This is a genomic window from Brachybacterium sacelli (genome assembly GCF_017876545.1).
Classification (GTDB): Bacteria; Actinomycetota; Actinomycetes; order Actinomycetales; family Dermabacteraceae; genus Brachybacterium; species Brachybacterium sacelli.
Genome location: NZ_JAGIOD010000001.1, coordinates 2729102 through 2744721 on the forward strand (window position 1 = coordinate 2729102; position 15620 = coordinate 2744721).

Sequence of the window (15620 nt, forward strand, 5' to 3'; positions counted from 1 at the left end):
CTGGGGCCATGACCCATCCCGTGCTGCGCGTCGGCTTCGTCCCGGGCGTCGAACCCGACCGCTTCGTGCGCCGGTGGCGCGCGGGCCGCCGACCGGCGATGCTCGACACCGTCCCCGTGCCCGTCTCGACCCAGCGCGAGGCGCTCGCACACGGCGAGGTCGACATGTGCTTCGTGCGGCTGCCACTTCCCTCCGAGGACCTCCACCTGGTGCCCCTGTGGGAGGAGCGACCCGCGATCGTCGTCAGCGCCGAGAACGTGCTGAGCCTGTACGAGGAGCTGTCGGAGACCGAGCTCGCCCAGGAGACGGAGATCCCCACCGCCGGGCCCGACGACGCCGCCGAGCAGGTCGCGGTGGTCGCGAGCGGGGTCGGCTACACCCGCCTCCCGCTGTCACTGGCCCGACTCCACCATCGCAAGGACGTCGTCCACCGGCCCCTGACAGACGCCGACCCCACCCGCATCGCCCTGGCCTGGCCCCGCGCGGACGACGACGAGCTGCGCCAGGAATTCGTCGGGGTCGTCCGCGGCCGCACCCCCCGTTCCAGCCGTTGAGACGGCACCAGTCACGGCAGACCGACCCAGGCAGATCAGTCCAGACAGCGAGTTCCCGAGGAGAGACCCCATGACCGAGCAGCCCCGCATGAACGTCGAGAGCTTCAACCTCGACCATCGCACCGTCGCCGCCCCCTACCTGCGCATCGCCGACCGCAAGGAACTACCCGGCGGCGACGTGCTGACCAAGTTCGACGTGCGCTTCACCCAGCCCAACACCGAGCACCTGGACTCCGAGACCGTGCACTCGCTCGAGCACCTGATGGCCGAGCACATGCGCAACCATTCGGACGACGTCCTGGACGTCTCCCCGATGGGGTGCCGCACCGGTTTTTACGTGCTGCTGGCCGGCGACCACGCCCCGGAGGGTTTCGCCCCCGTCCTGGAGGCCACGCTGGTGGATCTCCTCGCGGCCGGCGAGGTGCCCGCCGCCAACGAGATCCAGTGCGGCTGGGGTGCTCACCACACGCTGCAGGGTGCGAAGGACGCCGCGCGCGCCTTCCTCGACGCCCGCGAGCAATGGGGCCAGGTCACCGCGAGCTGAGCCCTTCGCGGACCGCCGTCAGCCACCGCGCGGTGCGCTCGTCGTCGGCGATCTCGTCGACGCCGACCACCTCACCGTCCGCATCGGCCAGCGGGATGCGCCAGTTCGGGTACTCCTCGTCGGTGCCCGGCTGGTTCTGGATCCGGCGTTCGCCCACGCAGTCCACCAGCGAGACCCCCAGCAGCATCGACGTCGTGCGCGCCAGATGCCGGTGCAGGGCGATCACGGTGGCCTCGATGTCGGCCCCGGGCTCCAGCAGACCCTCCTCGCGCAGGACGTCGAGGACCTGCTCGCGCCCGGCGGCGTCGGCCGCCTGCTCCTGCTCCAGATCGCGCTCGAGCAGGCCCAGCTCATGGCGCAGTGCGACGTGGTCACCGGCCAGATAGCCCGCGGTCGGGGGCAGGTCGTGCGTGTTCACCGAGGACATGCACAGGGTGCGGTAGTCCTCCGCCCGCAGCGGGCGACCTGCGTCGTCGTGCTCGAACCACAGGATCGAGGTGCCGAGGATCCCCCGATCGACCAGGTAGTCGCGCACCCACGGCTCGAAGGTGCCGAGATCCTCGCCGACCACCACGGTGCCGGAGCGATGCGCCTCCAGCGCCAGGATGCCGATCATCGCCTCGTGGTCGTAGGAGACGTAGGCGCCGTCGGACGCCTCATGGCCCTCGGGGATCCACCACAGACGGAATAGCCCCAGCACGTGGTCGATGCGCAGCGCTCCCGCATGGCGCATGAGAGTGCGCAGCATGTCGCGCCAGGGCCGGTAGGAGGCTTCGCGCAGCTGCTCCGGGTGCCAGGGCGGCTGATGCCAGTTCTGCCCCTGCTGGTTGTACTGGTCCGCCGGCGCCCCGACGGAGGCGCCCCGGGCCAGCACCTCGCGCAGACGCCAGGAGTCCGCACCGATCTGCTCCACCCCGACCGCGAGGTCGTGCATGATGCCCAGGCGCATGCCTGCCTCCTGCGCGGCGGCCTGCGCGGCCCCCAGCTGCTCGTCGAGCAGCCACTGGGTCCAGATGTGGAACTCGATCCGCCCGGACAGCTCATCCCGCGCACGCCCGACGGCAGCGTCGTCGAGGGCGTCCAGCGGGGACTCCTCGACGGTGCCGCGCGCCCGCTCCGCCCACGCGGACCACAGAGCGAAGTCCTCGAGGCCCTGCCCCTCCCGCCGGCGATAGGCCTCCAGCAGGGCACGCCGCCCCGCCGTCAGCGGCACGGCGAACAGCGCCTCCAGCGCCTCCAGCTTCGCCGCGAGCACCCCGTCGCGCTCGAGATGGTCCGCCCGGGCGTTCCAGCCCGCGACCCGGCGCCGGAGGAGCTCCACCCGCTGCCGGGCGACGTCCGGCAGGTCCCGGTACTCCGCGACGTCCTCGAGTCGCAGGTACAGCACGCTGGCGAAGCGGCGCGTGACGGGCAGGTACGGAGAGGGCTCGACCGGCGGGGTCGGATACGAGGCATGCAGCGGATTGACCAAGAGGAAGTCCGCACCGTGCCGGGTGGCCGCGATCGCCGCGAGATCTTGCATGTCACCGAGGTCACCGATGCCCCACGACCGTGGTGAGCGCACGGAGTACAGCTGCGCCTGCAGGCCGAAGCCCCGCCGCGCGACGAAGGCATCGGGGGTGGTCAGCCGGGCGGGGGTGACGACCACGTCCGCCTGAGACGGGCCGGACGCCGTCTCGGCGACCAGACGGTGCCAGCCCAGCGGCAGCCCGGCGGGAAGACGGAACCGGGCACGACCACGCAGGTGACCCTCCAGCTCGTAGGGCGGGGTGAAGTCCTCGACCTGCGCGAGATCCTCTCGCCCGCCCTCCTCGAGCAGCAGGTGCGCCGCCACCGCTGCGCCGTGCTCGACGTGGATGGGGACCGTGGTGCCGAGATCCTCGCGCAGCACGGTCACCGGCGGCAGGGTGCGCTCCCAGGGTGCGCGTTCGTGCTCGGCGCGGATGCGGGCGATGTCCTGCTCGGAGGAGACCTCCGCCCCGAGGGCCGTGAGGACCGCGCGCAAGGTGGCGTCGGCGACGTCCCGGCGAGTGCCGTCCCATCCCCGGTAGTCGGTGCCGACGCCGAGGTCCCGGGCGAGATCGCGCAGCGGAGAGGAGTCCGAAGCCGTGCGGCTCATCGTAACGGCGATCACATCGGGTGCCGCGGGTGGCGCCGTGCCGGTGATGGGCAGCAGCTCACTCAGCGACGGCGCCGGCGTCGTTCTAGGTCCAGGACGGCAGCCACATGCGGAACCTCCACTGCTCGAGGTCGATCACCTCGCCGCTCCAGATCGGCCAGAAGAACGCGGAGACGAGCACGATCAGCACCAGCAGGGAGCCCGTGAAGAGACCTCCGGCCAGGCGTCTCTCCCCGTCGGACCCGGACGGACCGATCACCAGACCCAGTACGTAGGCCAGGCACATGAGCAGCCACGGCTCGAACGCGATGGCGTAGAAGGTGAAGATCGTGCGGTCCATGTACATCAGCCACGGCAGGTACCCGGCCGCGATCCCCGCCAGCGCCGCCCAGGCCCGGCCGTCGAATCGCACGATCGCGATCACCAGCGTGACCAGCACGGCGACCGTGCCCAGCCACCAGATCAGCGGATTGCCGACGGAGAGCACGTGCGAGGCGCACTCGGCGACCGAGCAACCGTGCTCGCCGTACTCGTAGGTGCGGTAGTAGAAGTTCGTCGGCCGCAGCATGAGCGGCCACCCCAGCGGATTCGCCTCATAGGGGTGCTCGGAGTCCAGGCCGATGTGGAACTCGTAAGCCTGCCGGTGGTACAACCAGAAGGACAGCAGCGAGTCCAGCACCCCGTTCCCGGTGCTCGCGCCGTCCTGCTCCGCGAGGTGTCGGTTGTACCCCACCGACGAGGCGAACCAGCCGCTCCAGGAGGCGAGGTAGACCACCACCGCCGTGCCCACGGTGGCGAAGAAGGCGGGGATCGCGTCGCGCACCAGCCCGCCCAGCAGCCAGCGCCGCTGGGCGATGGTGCGTCGGGCCCACCAGTCCCACAGCACTGTCATGATCCCGAAGACCGCCAGGAAGTACAGACCGGACCACTTGACCGAGCAGGACATGCCCAGCAGCACCCCGGCCGTCAGCCGCCACGGACGTAGTCCGCCGGAGATCCCCAGCGGGGGAGCGACCGTGGCACTGGTGTGCAACCGGGCCGCCTGGACCGCCAGATGCTCGCGGAAGCGGTCGCGGTCGATCAGCAGCGCCCCGAACGCGGCCAGGGCGAAGAACATCACGAAGGGATCGAGCAAGCTCGTGCGCGAGTGCACGATGGCCAGGCCGTCGACCGCCAGCAGCAGCCCCGCGATGAGCCCGACGGTGGTGGAGCGGAACAGACGCCGCGCGATGAACGCCAGCATCGGGACGGCGACGGCCCCGAGCACGGCCGTCGAGATCCGCCAGCCCACGGGGTTGTCGGCGCCCAGCACCATCATCCCCAGGCCGATCAGCCACTTGCCCAGCGGTGGATGGACGACGTAGGACGCGGTGTCCTCGTAGGAATCGACATCGCCGGATTCGAAGACGTCGTCCTGGTCGTCCGGCCACGACATCTCCACGCCCTCCTGGGTGAGGGCGTAACCGTCCTTGACGTAGTAGGTCTCGTCGAAGATCAGCTCGTCGATCCCGCCCAGGCCCCACAGCCGCAGCACGAGCGCGAGGCCGAACAGGGCCATCGCCCCGGCCCAGGCCATTCGGGAGACCGGGAGATCGAAGGTCTTCAGACGCCGACGGTAGGAGGACTCCAGGGCGGCGGGCTCGTCCTGGACGTCGGCCCGGTGGCTCGTCTCCTCCTCCGTGTGCACCTGCACATGCTAGGACATCTGTCTCCGCGCCCCGGGTGGCCCCCGGGCGGGCTCCGGGGCCGACGGGTGGCTAGCATGGCCGGATGCTCGAGCCCGGAGTCCTCACCCTCGCCGCCACCCCGATCGGCAACCCGCTCGACGCCTCGGTGCGCCTGATGCGGGCACTGGGGGAGGCCGACCTCCTCGCCGCCGAGGACACCCGGCGCCTGGCGCGCCTCGTCGCCGCCCTCGAGGTGGAGACCACCGGCCGGATCATCTCGTACCACGAGCACAACGAGGCCGAGCGCACCGAGGTGCTGCTCGAGGCGCTCGAGGACGGTCGGCGCGTCCTGATCGTCACCGACGCGGGCATGCCCGCGGTCTCCGACCCGGGGTTCCGTGCGGTGCGCGCCGCCACTGAGGCGGGGTACCCGGTCACCGTGATCCCGGGACCCTCCGCGGTGCTCACGGCGCTGGCGGCCTCGGGGATCGCCCCGGACCGCTTCACCTTCGAGGGATTCCCGCCGCGCCGCGAGGGCCGCCGCGCGAATGCGCTCGAACCGCTCGGCGAGGAGCAGCGCACGATGGTGTTCTTCGAGTCACCGCGCCGCACCGCGGCCACGCTCGCCGCGATGGCCGAGGCCTTCGGGCGAGACCGCGGGGCCGCCGTGGCGCGGGAGCTGACCAAGACCCACGAGGAAATCATCCGCGGAGGCCTCGGCGAGCTCGCCGACTGGGCGGAGTCCACCGAGGTGCTGGGCGAGATCGTGATCGTGGTGGCGGGAGCGGAACCTGTCGCGAAGAACGCCGAGGACCTCGTCGAGGAGGTCCTGGCCCGCGCGGCGGCGGGGGAGCGGCTCAAGACCGCGGCCAAGGAGCTGGCCCGGACCAGCCCCGGGGTCGGCGCGAGCGAGCTCTACGACCTGGCGGTGCGCCGACGGGAGTAGCAGCCCGGGTTGGGGCGCGGGCGAGGACCGCGGGCGCCGTGGCGTCGGCCGGGGCGCGCGGGTGAGGATCGTCGGCCCTGCCTGGTGGCCCGGCCCCGGAGCGGACATGACGAAGCCCCCGGCACCAGGTGCCGGAGGCTTCGGAAGGTGGATCACTGCACGGGCCGAGGGCCCGCGGGGATCAGTCCTCGATCTGGAGGAGGCCGCGCTGGTACGCCTTGGCCAGACGACGCGGGACGGACGCGGTGCGGCCACGGACCGTCACCTGCACGAGGCCGTCGTTGTTGGCCTTCCACTGCGAGCGACGGGCGTGGGTCCGAGCGCGGGACAACTTGAACTTGGGCACTGCCATGAGGACGCTCCTTGACGGTCCGGAGATGAACGAGCGTTGGCATCCGTCCCGAGCAGCGACCCGAACCCGGTCCAGCGGAATCGGGGCGCTCGGGTGCACGAAAGGACGCGCAACGACGACCCATCTTGTCACATCGGGCGTGAACTCGCGCCCCTGAGGGCCCGTGAGCTATCCCACCGGTGCCCTGCCCACCTGGTGCCGGGCGGCCCGTGCGACCTGCTCGAGGTGCGGGCGAACGCGCCGGTGGGGTCGGTGACCCTCCTACCATGGTCGCATGCCGTCACCGCACGAGACAGAGACCGCAGCGACCCCGGCTCCCGGGGCCGCTCCCGCGGCGAGCTCCCCGGCCCCGGTGCGCAGCCGCGAGGACATCGATCCCCGCGGGCGCTCCCGCGACCGCTCCTGGCCGCCGACTCCCGAGCCGCTGCCGTTCCCGGTGATCGACAACCACTGCCACCTCGACTTCGCCGACGGTGAGCAGTCGCTGGGCGTCGACGACCACGTCGCCCGCGCGGAGGCAGCCGGCGTGGACGCGCAGATCACCATCGGCTCGGACCTCGAGGCCGTGCGCTGGACCGCCGCGCTGCTGGCCTCCGACACCTGCCCGGCCACCCTGCGCGGCGGCGTCGCCGTGCACCCCAACGAGGCGGCGCTGCACGCCCGCGGCTCCGACCACGACGGGAAGGCGCTGATCGGGCTCGACGCCGCGATCGCCGAGGTCTCCGAACTGCTGACCGGTCCCGGCATGGTCGTGGTGGGGGAATCGGGACTGGACTGGTTCCGCACCTCCCGCGAGGACGAGCAGGCCCGCGCCGCGCAGATCGAGTCGTTCCGGGCGCACATCGCGCTCGCCAAGGAGCTCGACCTGCCGCTGCAGATCCACGACCGTGACGCCCACCAGGACGTTCTCGAGATCCTCGAGGCGGACGGCGCCCCCGAACGTACCGTCTTCCACTGCTTCTCGGGCGACGCGGAGTTCGCGCGCGCCTGCGTCGACCGCGGCTGGTACCTCTCCTTCGCCGGCACCGTGACGTTCAAGAACGCTGCCGGCCTGCGTGGTGCGCTCGCAGAGGTGGGACTGGGACGCGTGATGGTCGAGACCGACGCCCCGTTCCTCACCCCCGTCCCGTACCGGGGCAGGCCGAACTCCTCCTACCTCATCCCGCTCACCATGGCGACGATCGCCGAGGTCACGCAGACCGGGCTGGAGGAGGCCTGCCGCGCCGTGCGCGCCACCACCGAGCAGGTCTACCGATGGCCGGAAGCGACGAGCGCATGAGCAGCTCCACGCCGCGGGGCGCGCAGGGAGCGGAGACGGGCCCGGGTGCGGAGGCCGGCCCGGGTGCGGAGGCCGGACGACTGGACCAGCGACGGGAGCCGTCGGCCGCGGGGTCGGATCGGGACCCGACGGTGGGGAGTCCGGATCACGACCCGTCGGCCGGGGATCTGCTGCTGACAGCGCGCGACATCCGCCAGCTCGCCGAGGAAGCCGGGATCCGGCCCTCGAAGCAGCGCGGCCAGAACTTCGTGATGGACCCCAACACGGTGCGCACCATCGTCGGCCGCGCCGACGTCGCCGAGGGCCGGGCCGTGCTCGAGGTGGGACCGGGCCTGGGATCGCTCACCCTCGGTCTGCTCGAGACCGGGGCCGACGTCGCCGCGGTCGAGCTGGATCGCGGCCTCGCGGAGCTGCTGCCGCTGACGCTGCGGGCCCGGGGCGTCGCCGAGGACAGATTCCGTCTCGTGCACGACGACGCGCTGAGGATCACCGAGCTCCCCGAGCTGCCCCGCACCGGAGCGCCGACCGTCCTGGTCGCGAACCTGCCCTACAACGTGGCCACCCCGATCCTGCTGACCATCCTGGAGCGCTTCGAGTCCATCCGGTCCGCGCTGGTCATGGTCCAGTCCGAGGTCGTCGACCGGCTCACCGCGGGTCCCGGGTCGCGTACCTACGGCGGCCCTAGCGTCAAGGCCGCGTGGTACGGCCGCGCCGTGAACGCCGGCCGCATCTCACGGCACATCTTCTGGCCGGTCCCTCACGTCGACTCGGCCCTGGTCGAGCTCGTGCGGTACGACGAGCCGCTCGGCGGACCCGAGGAGCGTGAGCAGGTGTTCGCCGTCGTCGACGCCGCTTTCGCTCAGCGTCGCAAGACCCTGCGCGCCGCGCTCGCGAGCTGGGCCGGCAGCGCGGTGCGGTCCGAGGAGATCCTGCGCGCCGCCGGTATCGACCCGGGTGTGCGTGGGGAGACGCTCGGGATCGAGCAGTTCCGCGCGATCGCCCGCGCGAGCGGCGGGATCACCTGATGACGGAGGGCTTGGACCGGGTGGTGGTGCGCGCCCCCGGCACGATCACCGTGTCCCTCGCCGTGGGCGCCGCTGACGGTCGCGGGGACCGTCGCCTCGCCACGATGTTCCAGGCAGTGGACGTCTACGAGATGATCACCGCGACCCGGCACGACCGGCTCGTGGCCGGCATCGACGACGTCAGCCTGCGCGAGGAGCCCCGGGACGGGACGGAGTTCGCCCTCCGCGCTGCGCAGCTCCTGCGCGAGGAGCACGAAGTGACCGACGGGGCCGCGCTCCGGATCCGACGTCAGGTGCCGGACACGGGCGGCTTGGGCAGAGGAGCGGCCGACGCCGCCGCGACATTGGTCGCACTCGACCGGCTGTGGGGCCTCGCGCTGCCCGGCGAGGAGCTACGCCGTCTCGGGGCACGGCTCGGGGCGGAGGTCCCGTTCGCGATGCTCGGCCACACGGCGCTCGCTCGCGGCACCGGCGCGGACCTCACCACCGTCCTCACCCATGGCGAGTGGACGTGGCTGCTGGCCTGCCCGAGTGGCCGGCTGTCGATCGCCGAGGTGTACCGGCGCCACGATCAGATCGCCCTGGCCGTGGGCCGCGACCTTGCCGCGCGGCCCGAGATCGACGAGCAGCAGTTCCAGGCGCTCAGCAGCGGCGATGCCTCCCTGCTCGGCCGCACCCTGCACAGCGATCTGCAAGCGGCCGCCTTCGCTCTTTTGCCGGACCTCGAATCATTGGTCGAGGCCGCGGAACGAGCCGGCGCCTTCGGTGCCGTCGTCTCGGGAGTCGGGCCGACGGTCGCGGTGCTCGTCGAGGACGACGCGCAGGCGCAGGAGGTCGCCGCTCTGCTCACGAGCGAGAAGCTCGTCGAGACGTGCCGGGTGGTGCGGGGGTCGGCACCCGGGGTGGGTGTGCTCGAGGAGAGCTGAGGTGCTTTCCGGAGATCGCTGGCCCTCCACAGTAGTGCGTTATCCACAATATTGCGGGGCCTCTTGACAGGTTTCCGAATGATGGTCCTTCGGATTGCTGCCTCGGGTGTGGGGTCGCGAACGCAGTGACGAGCAGTAAGGCGCTTCTGCGGGACAGACCTGCTGGCCCTCGTGCGGGCCGCGACGAGCAGCAACTTTCTCGCCGTCACCTCCGATGTAGCTCACAGCCTGAAAGTCCCGCCCGACACTCCGGAGCCGGGCCTCACCTCGTGGGCACGTTGCGTGCTCTGCTGTCGGGCGCCGGTTCATCGTTCCTCCCTGGTGGGTGGTTATCCACATTTTGCGTCGAATGAAGAAATCTATTGGTGACTCTTGGGTAAGTCGAACGGGAGTGCGATAATAGGTGGCATGGATGAAGAGGTCGAGGGTGTGAACACCGAGGGAGCGAGGGACCGCTCTGCGGGGAGTGGTGATGCATCCCCGGCTGCCGACGTCGCTTCCACGCCCGCCGGCGGGCGCGTCAGCGACTTGGCGAGGCTCAGGGGGTTGGTCGTTGCGGCGGGGGTGGGGCAGTTGCAGGTGGGGGAGGTTGACGTGTCCTCGGCCACGGGCGTGCTGGCGGAGCTGGGCGCGAAGGGGTCGGTGTCGTTGGACGGGTTGTCGGCGCCGGAGACGGTGGATGTGCTGGCGGGCTTGCGGGAGCTGTCGACCGCGATCGCGGGGGTGCAGGCTCGGGCGCTGGTGCAGTTGGAGGCGGCGGCCAAGGCGGATGCGTTGGCGCGGGGAGAGAGGCCGCGTGCTGCGTTGAAGGTGGCGCGAAAGGAGGCCTCGTTCGCGTTGCGGGCCTCCCCGTCGGCTGCTGGGCAGACGATGTCGAGTTCGCGGCGGTTGGTGCAGTCGATGCCGGGGATGCTGGCCGCGATGGCGCAGGGGCGGATCTCGGCCGCGGCCGCGCACCGGGTGGGGAAAGTCGTCGCGGCGGCCAGTGCCGGGTTGCGGCGGCAGGTCGATGAGGTCCTGATCGAGAATCTGGCCTATCTGGAGGGGTGTGGGGTCCAGGAGTGGGCGGGGGAGGCTGAGCGGGTGATGCATGCGTTGGATCCGGAGGGGGTGATGGGGCGGCATCTGCGGGCCAGGACCACACGTGGGGTCACAGTCCGTCGTGGGGACCACGGGATGTGCACGCTGACGGCGACGGTGACCGCTCTGGACGGGGCGAGGATCCGGAAGGCCCTCTCGCTGGGGGCGGAGAAGGCCAGGGCCCGGGGGGATGGGCGGGGTCACCAGCAGATCATGGCCGATGACTTCACCGATGTGCTGCTGGGTCGGGGGTCGGGGCAACTGGTGACGACGATGGAGATCGGGGTGATCATCACCGACCGGTCGCTGCTGGCACCGGGGCATGCTGATGCGGCGACGGTCGAGGGGATCGGCTCTGTGCCCTACGAACACGTGCGTGAGGAGATGCTCCAGGCTGTCACCGCTGCCGAGGAGGATCCACAGTTGCGGGTGGCGTTGCGCCAGCTCTACACCGGTCCCGAGGACGGGCAGCTGGTCGCTGTCCAGGCCCGGTCGCGAGTGTTCCCGCCGGCCCTGTCACGGTTCTTGCGGTGGAGTCATCTGACGTGTCGGGCGCCGTACTGTGACGCGCCGATCCGGCAGAACGACCACATCACGCCCCACTCCCGAGGCGGGGAGACATCGCTGGACAACGGTAACGGGCTGTGTGCGGGCGATAACCAGAAAGAAGAAGCCGGAGTCACTGCCCGGGTGGTTGGCGACGAGAACGGCAAACGCCGCAGCGTGGAGTGGACCACCCGGTACGGGCAGAAAGCCCGCCGGTCGGGATACAACTTCGACCCCCTCGGCACTGCCCGACGCCGACGACGTGCCCGCGAGCAGTCCGCACACGAACCTGCGGACGAAAGCGACGCGCAGGCGGGGTTCGCGTCGAGGTCGTGGACCACCTGGACCCTCGATGACGTCTTCGGCCCCCACGGAGGAGAGGACGGCGAATCCCCTCTGTATCGCGGGCTGCGTTGGATCGGCCGACGTGCCTTCGAGGCGACGGATCCCCACCCCGCCTGGCGGGGCGTGCGACTGAACCGCCACCACCTCCCCCGCGGCAACATCGACTACGTCTTCGACGACTCCCAGCGCCCGCCCCGACCCACATGACAAGACCCCCGGCAATTCTGGAGTTGTCCACAATTTCAAGGAACCGGTGGTGAGCGGACCTGGGGCCCGCTACGTTGAGCGAGTCCCTCTCCCTCCTCAGGAGTCCACGCGTATGTCGCATCGTCGCCTCGGCGCCCTCTCCCTTGCTGTTGCCCTCTCCTTCAGCCTCGTCGCCTGCGGTGGAGATGACGAGCCGCGTACTCCTCCCACGATTGACGCCTCGAACGCGAGCGACGGGGGAGGCGCAAGCGACGGCGGCGGAGCGAGTGATGGGGGAGCCGATGAAGGCTCGACCGCCGCTGCGGCCGACATCCCAGCACCGGATCCTGCGGATTTTGCGGGAATGGACGAGGAGACGCCTGAAGGTGCGGAGCAATCGTTTCGGTACTACTGGGCAATGCAGATGTGGGCGTATCAAACCGGGGAGACTGATGCGCTGGCGGATTTGGCGACCGATGATTGCAAAGGCTGTAGCCAATTCGCTGCGGAGCATCGTGACCGAAAAGCCAATGATGCTCTCTGGGGTAATGTATCGTCTACCGACCTTAGCGTGCGCCACACTGGCACAGAAGACGGTGCTGACGTCATGGTCTCCTATGAATTCAGAGTGTCGGAACATACTGAGGTTGACGCAGAGACCGGTGTGAAAAGTGTGGAGCCAGTACAAAAATACAGATCGGCGGGCGGAATGCTTTGGCAGGGTGAAAAATGGCTCGTCTCTGGACTTGCAATCCTCCCACTAGATGAGTGACTCTAATGCCCAATAGTAGAAAGTGGCTAGCTGTTCTGGTTGTTTTAGTAGCTGCCTTGTGGGGTCCGACTGCGTACGCAGAAATTACGGCGACTTGTTTCGAGCCAGAGGCCGAGTGTAGAACAGTTAAACAAAGTGACGCGACGCCTCCGGTCGATCCAAGTGCGCCGAAGGAGCCTGCGGGCACTGGGGTATCGACGACAGAAAACCGAGACTCCCCGCCGCCCCCGCGCTTCATGGAGATCCTCGATCGCGCAACGGAAGATCTGACCGGTTGTCGCGAAACTGGAAGTGGCGCGACTATGTGTGGGGCTCCGCGTAATACCTGCGAGTCCAACGGGACGCAGACCCGCCAGGTGGCCACCGATGTGTTCCAGATGGTCGACACGGGCGGCGCCACCGATGCCCCGGAGGACGGCGTGAACTTCGAGGTGAATACGCTGGACACGAAGACCGGCGACAGGGACTTCGCGGGATACAGGTGCAGAGCCCCGGGCGAGCCTCGCACGCCTGCGGCCGCGGAAGCAGAGCCGGTTGAGATCACGATGAGCGTGACCGAATTCGCCAAACTTCCGATCAAAGCGATGTCGGCGCATGCGGGACCTGAAGCCGGCTGGATCCCCGTGAACATGGACGTCGTCCTCTACGCCACCGGTGAGTCGCAGATGCTCCAGACAGAACTTCTCGGCACCCCGGTCGCGGTGCGAGCAGTGCCGACCGAGTACGAGTGGGACATGGGCGACGGAAACACGCTCGTCACGTCCGATCCGGGCAAGCCATTCCCCAGCCGCGACGTGGCGACCACCTACTCGTCCGAGGGCTGGTACGACATCACGCTGACCACGACCTTCACGGGGCAGTTCTCCGTCGACGGCGGCGAGTGGCAGGACATCGTCGGAACGGTGACCGTGGAATCCGACCCCGTGGAACTCTTCGCCAAGAGCCTCGAATCGCGACTGGTCGATGGTGATGTCCCGGTCGACGAAGAGGGGGACCCGTGGGTTCCGGAGCGGACCTCCGAGACCGAGGGGCAGGCCGATCCGGAGGCGACCGCGCGCGAACTCTGAGGGCGCCGATAGAAGTCAGCGGAGTAGGAAGCGTGCCCGTGCGGCGGGCGCGCGCGATCGCCTGGCGCGACCACGATCTGGAAGCTGAGCGCGGGTATCTGCAGTTCAGCAGGCGAGTTCGCTTCAGAAGACGAACTCACAGCCAGCGAGATCTCGACCATTGTGCGCTCAATCGATCTGCACTGAACGGATGCGCGCTCGAGCTACCTCAGCCGACCTGCTCGGACAGTTCCAACCAGCGTTCCTCGAGCCCTTCGATCTCGGCCTCGACCGCTCGCAGATCCTCCGTGATCGACTGCAGTCCCTGGTAGTCGGACTGGTCGTGCGCCGCGAGCTTCTCGTGGAGCTTCCGGGTCTGTCCCGACAGCTTCTCCATGCGCCGCTCCACGGCGCTGAGCTCCTTCTGGGCAGCGCGCGCCTCGGCCCCGGACAGCGCCGGAGCGGCGGACGCTTCCAGGGCCGACCCACCGGCCCCGCTTCCTGCGGACGACGTCGTCGCACCGGCAGCACTCACCGAGCCCGACTCCTGCGTGCGGGACGTTGCCCCCACACTCGTCGCCCCCGAGCCCGACGCCGCCTCGGACGCGCGGCGCAGCTCGATGTACTGCTCCACACCGCCCGGCACGTGCCGCACCTCGCCATCGAGCACCGCGTACTGAGTGTCCGTGACGCGCTCGAGCAGGTACCGGTCGTGGGAGACCACGATCAGCGGGCCCGGCCAGGTATCCAGCAGGTCCTCCATGGCCGCGAGCATGTCGGTGTCCATGTCGTTCGTCGGCTCGTCGAGCACCAGCACATTGGGTTCCTCCAGCAGCGTCAGCAGCAGGTCCAGCCTCCGCTGCTGTCCGCCGGACAGTGCCCCGACCAGGACCTTCTGATGCGCTGTGGTGAAGCCGAGACGCTCCAGCAGCTGGCCGGGGGAGACCTCGTCCTTCCCCGCGCGGAAGGAGCTGCGGTACCGGCCCACCACGTCGCTGACCCGCGAGCGCAGATGGTCCTGCAGCCCTTCGATCCGCTGCGACACCTGGCGCACCGTGACCGTCTTGCCGCGCTTGACCCGACCTGCCTGCGGCGCGAGGTCACCGGTGATCAGTGCGAGCAGCGTCGACTTGCCGGCACCATTGGGGCCCAGCACCCCGATACGGTCCGCCGGGCCGATGTGCAGCGTCACGTCGTGAAGCACTCGTACGTCTCCGTACCCTGCATCGACGTCGAGCACGTCGATCACGTCGCGTCCGAGCCGCGAAGTCGCCAGCTGCGTCAGCTCCACGCTGTCGCGCATCGGTGGCTCGCCGGCGATCAGCTCGTTCGCGGCGTCGATCCGGAACTTCGGCTTCGAGGTCCGGGCCGGAGCTCCTCGCCGCAGCCAGGCGAGCTCCTTGCGCATGAGGTTCTGCCGCTTCGCCTCCACGGCGGCGGCCTGGCGATCTCGCTCGACCCGCTGCAGCACATAGGCCGCGTATCCGCCTTCGAAGGGGTCGACCACGCCGTCGTGCACCTCCCACATCCGGGTGCACACCGCGTCGAGGAACCAGCGGTCGTGGGTGATCACCACGAGTCCGCCGTCCTTCGCGGTCCACCGGCGACGCAGGTGCTCGGCGAGCCAGGCGATACCTTCGACGTCGAGGTGGTTGGTGGGCTCGTCCAGCAGCAGCACATCCCAATCGCCCACTAGCAGCTCCGCGAGGTGCACGCGGCGCAGCTGTCCGCCGGAGAGGTCCCCGAGCGGTGTCTCCAGATCCATCTCCTGGAGCAGACCGGCCAGCACGTCCCGGATCCGCGGATCCGAGGCCCATTCGTAATCGGGGCGCTCGCCCACCACCCGTTGGCGCACCGTGGTGTCCTCGGTGGCCTCGTCCTGCTGGCTGAGCACGCCGACCCGTACTCCGCCGCGCACGGTGACCCGGCCCGAATCAGGGTCCTGGAGCCGGGCGAGCAGGCGCAGCAGGGTGGACTTGCCGTCGCCGTTTCGGCCGACCACACCGATGCGGTCTCCCTCGTCGATCCCGACGGTGACGTCCTCGAGCAGGACGCGATCGGGCAGGGAGACGTGCAGGGACTGTGTGCCGAGCAGATGGGCCATTCAGGAGTGTCCTTCAGGAAGCAGGGTGTCGGGGTGAGTGCGGGGGTCGAGCGAGGATCTCGGCCGAAGTGCCGACGAGCCCGGTGAGCTCGCCGACGGGTCGCCGGGTCGACATGAGCCGGACGACGG

Annotated in this window: 13 protein-coding genes; 9 read left to right on the plus strand and 4 right to left on the minus strand. The window is 69.8% G+C overall.

Annotation, left to right across the window (positions count from 1 at the left end; translation table 11 throughout):
- The first annotated feature begins 8 nt into the window (after positions 1 to 8).
- Complete coding sequence (locus JOF43_RS12350) at positions 9 to 554, plus strand: LysR substrate-binding domain-containing protein (RefSeq protein ID WP_209902417.1); 546 nt, start codon at positions 9 to 11, stop codon at positions 552 to 554.
- A gap of 70 nt (positions 555 to 624) precedes the next feature.
- The gene (locus JOF43_RS12355; protein ID WP_209902418.1) at positions 625 to 1098 is read left to right on the plus strand and encodes an S-ribosylhomocysteine lyase; all 474 of its coding nucleotides are present in this window, start codon (positions 625 to 627) and stop codon (positions 1096 to 1098) included.
- On the opposite strand, the gene malQ is transcribed toward JOF43_RS12355, so the two are convergent.
- Positions 1085 to 3217: a 4-alpha-glucanotransferase gene (gene malQ, locus JOF43_RS12360; protein WP_209902420.1), complete on the minus strand. Its 2133-nt coding sequence runs from the start codon at positions 3215 to 3217 to the stop codon at positions 1085 to 1087. The two genes, JOF43_RS12355 and malQ, sit on opposite strands and share 14 nt — an antisense overlap.
- Before the next feature lie 85 nt (positions 3218 to 3302).
- Positions 3303 to 4904 (minus strand): dolichyl-phosphate-mannose--protein mannosyltransferase, encoded by a 1602-nt coding sequence (locus tag JOF43_RS12365; protein WP_342592168.1) that lies wholly within the window; start codon positions 4902 to 4904, stop codon positions 3303 to 3305.
- Between the two features lie 83 nt (positions 4905 to 4987).
- Here JOF43_RS12365 and rsmI point away from each other — a divergent pair, with 83 nt between their 5' ends.
- Positions 4988 to 5830 (plus strand): 16S rRNA (cytidine(1402)-2'-O)-methyltransferase, encoded by an 843-nt coding sequence (rsmI, locus tag JOF43_RS12370; RefSeq protein WP_209902423.1) that lies wholly within the window; start codon positions 4988 to 4990, stop codon positions 5828 to 5830.
- Positions 5831 to 6011: 181 nt separating this feature from the next.
- Here the strand turns inward: rsmI and rpmF are convergent, their stop codons facing one another.
- Positions 6012 to 6182, minus strand: a complete 171-nt coding sequence (rpmF, locus tag JOF43_RS12375) for a 50S ribosomal protein L32 (RefSeq protein ID WP_209902425.1) — start codon at positions 6180 to 6182, stop codon at positions 6012 to 6014.
- 274 nt (positions 6183 to 6456) lie between these two features.
- Between rpmF and JOF43_RS12380 the strand changes: the two genes are divergently transcribed.
- From JOF43_RS12380 to JOF43_RS22640, 6 genes are all read left to right on the plus strand, one after another.
- Positions 6457 to 7461: a TatD family hydrolase gene (locus JOF43_RS12380; RefSeq protein WP_209902427.1), complete on the plus strand. Its 1005-nt coding sequence runs from the start codon at positions 6457 to 6459 to the stop codon at positions 7459 to 7461.
- Positions 7462 to 7592: 131 nt separating this feature from the next.
- A complete protein-coding gene (gene rsmA / locus JOF43_RS12385; protein ID WP_209903296.1) occupies positions 7593 to 8486 on the plus strand; it encodes a 16S rRNA (adenine(1518)-N(6)/adenine(1519)-N(6))-dimethyltransferase RsmA in 894 nt (297 codons plus the stop codon).
- Positions 8486 to 9412, plus strand: coding sequence for a GHMP family kinase ATP-binding protein (locus JOF43_RS12390; RefSeq protein ID WP_209902429.1), 927 nt, complete (start codon positions 8486 to 8488; stop codon positions 9410 to 9412). Before rsmA ends, JOF43_RS12390 begins: the two co-directional genes overlap by 1 nt.
- A 408-nt stretch (positions 9413 to 9820) precedes the next feature.
- A complete protein-coding gene (locus JOF43_RS12395; protein ID WP_209902431.1) occupies positions 9821 to 11590 on the plus strand; it encodes an HNH endonuclease in 1770 nt (589 codons plus the stop codon).
- 112 nt (positions 11591 to 11702) lie between these two features.
- Complete coding sequence (locus tag JOF43_RS12400; RefSeq protein ID WP_209902433.1) at positions 11703 to 12341, plus strand: DUF6318 family protein; 639 nt, start codon at positions 11703 to 11705, stop codon at positions 12339 to 12341.
- Positions 12342 to 12577: 236 nt separating this feature from the next.
- The gene (locus tag JOF43_RS22640; protein ID WP_245354102.1) at positions 12578 to 13408 is read left to right on the plus strand and encodes a PKD domain-containing protein; all 831 of its coding nucleotides are present in this window, start codon (positions 12578 to 12580) and stop codon (positions 13406 to 13408) included.
- A gap of 208 nt (positions 13409 to 13616) precedes the next feature.
- Here JOF43_RS22640 and JOF43_RS12410 read toward each other — a convergent pair whose 3' ends face one another.
- Entirely contained in the window at positions 13617 to 15491 is a 1875-nt protein-coding gene (locus tag JOF43_RS12410; protein ID WP_209902434.1) for an ABC-F family ATP-binding cassette domain-containing protein, read from the minus strand.
- Positions 15492 to 15620: the final 129 nt, after the last annotated feature.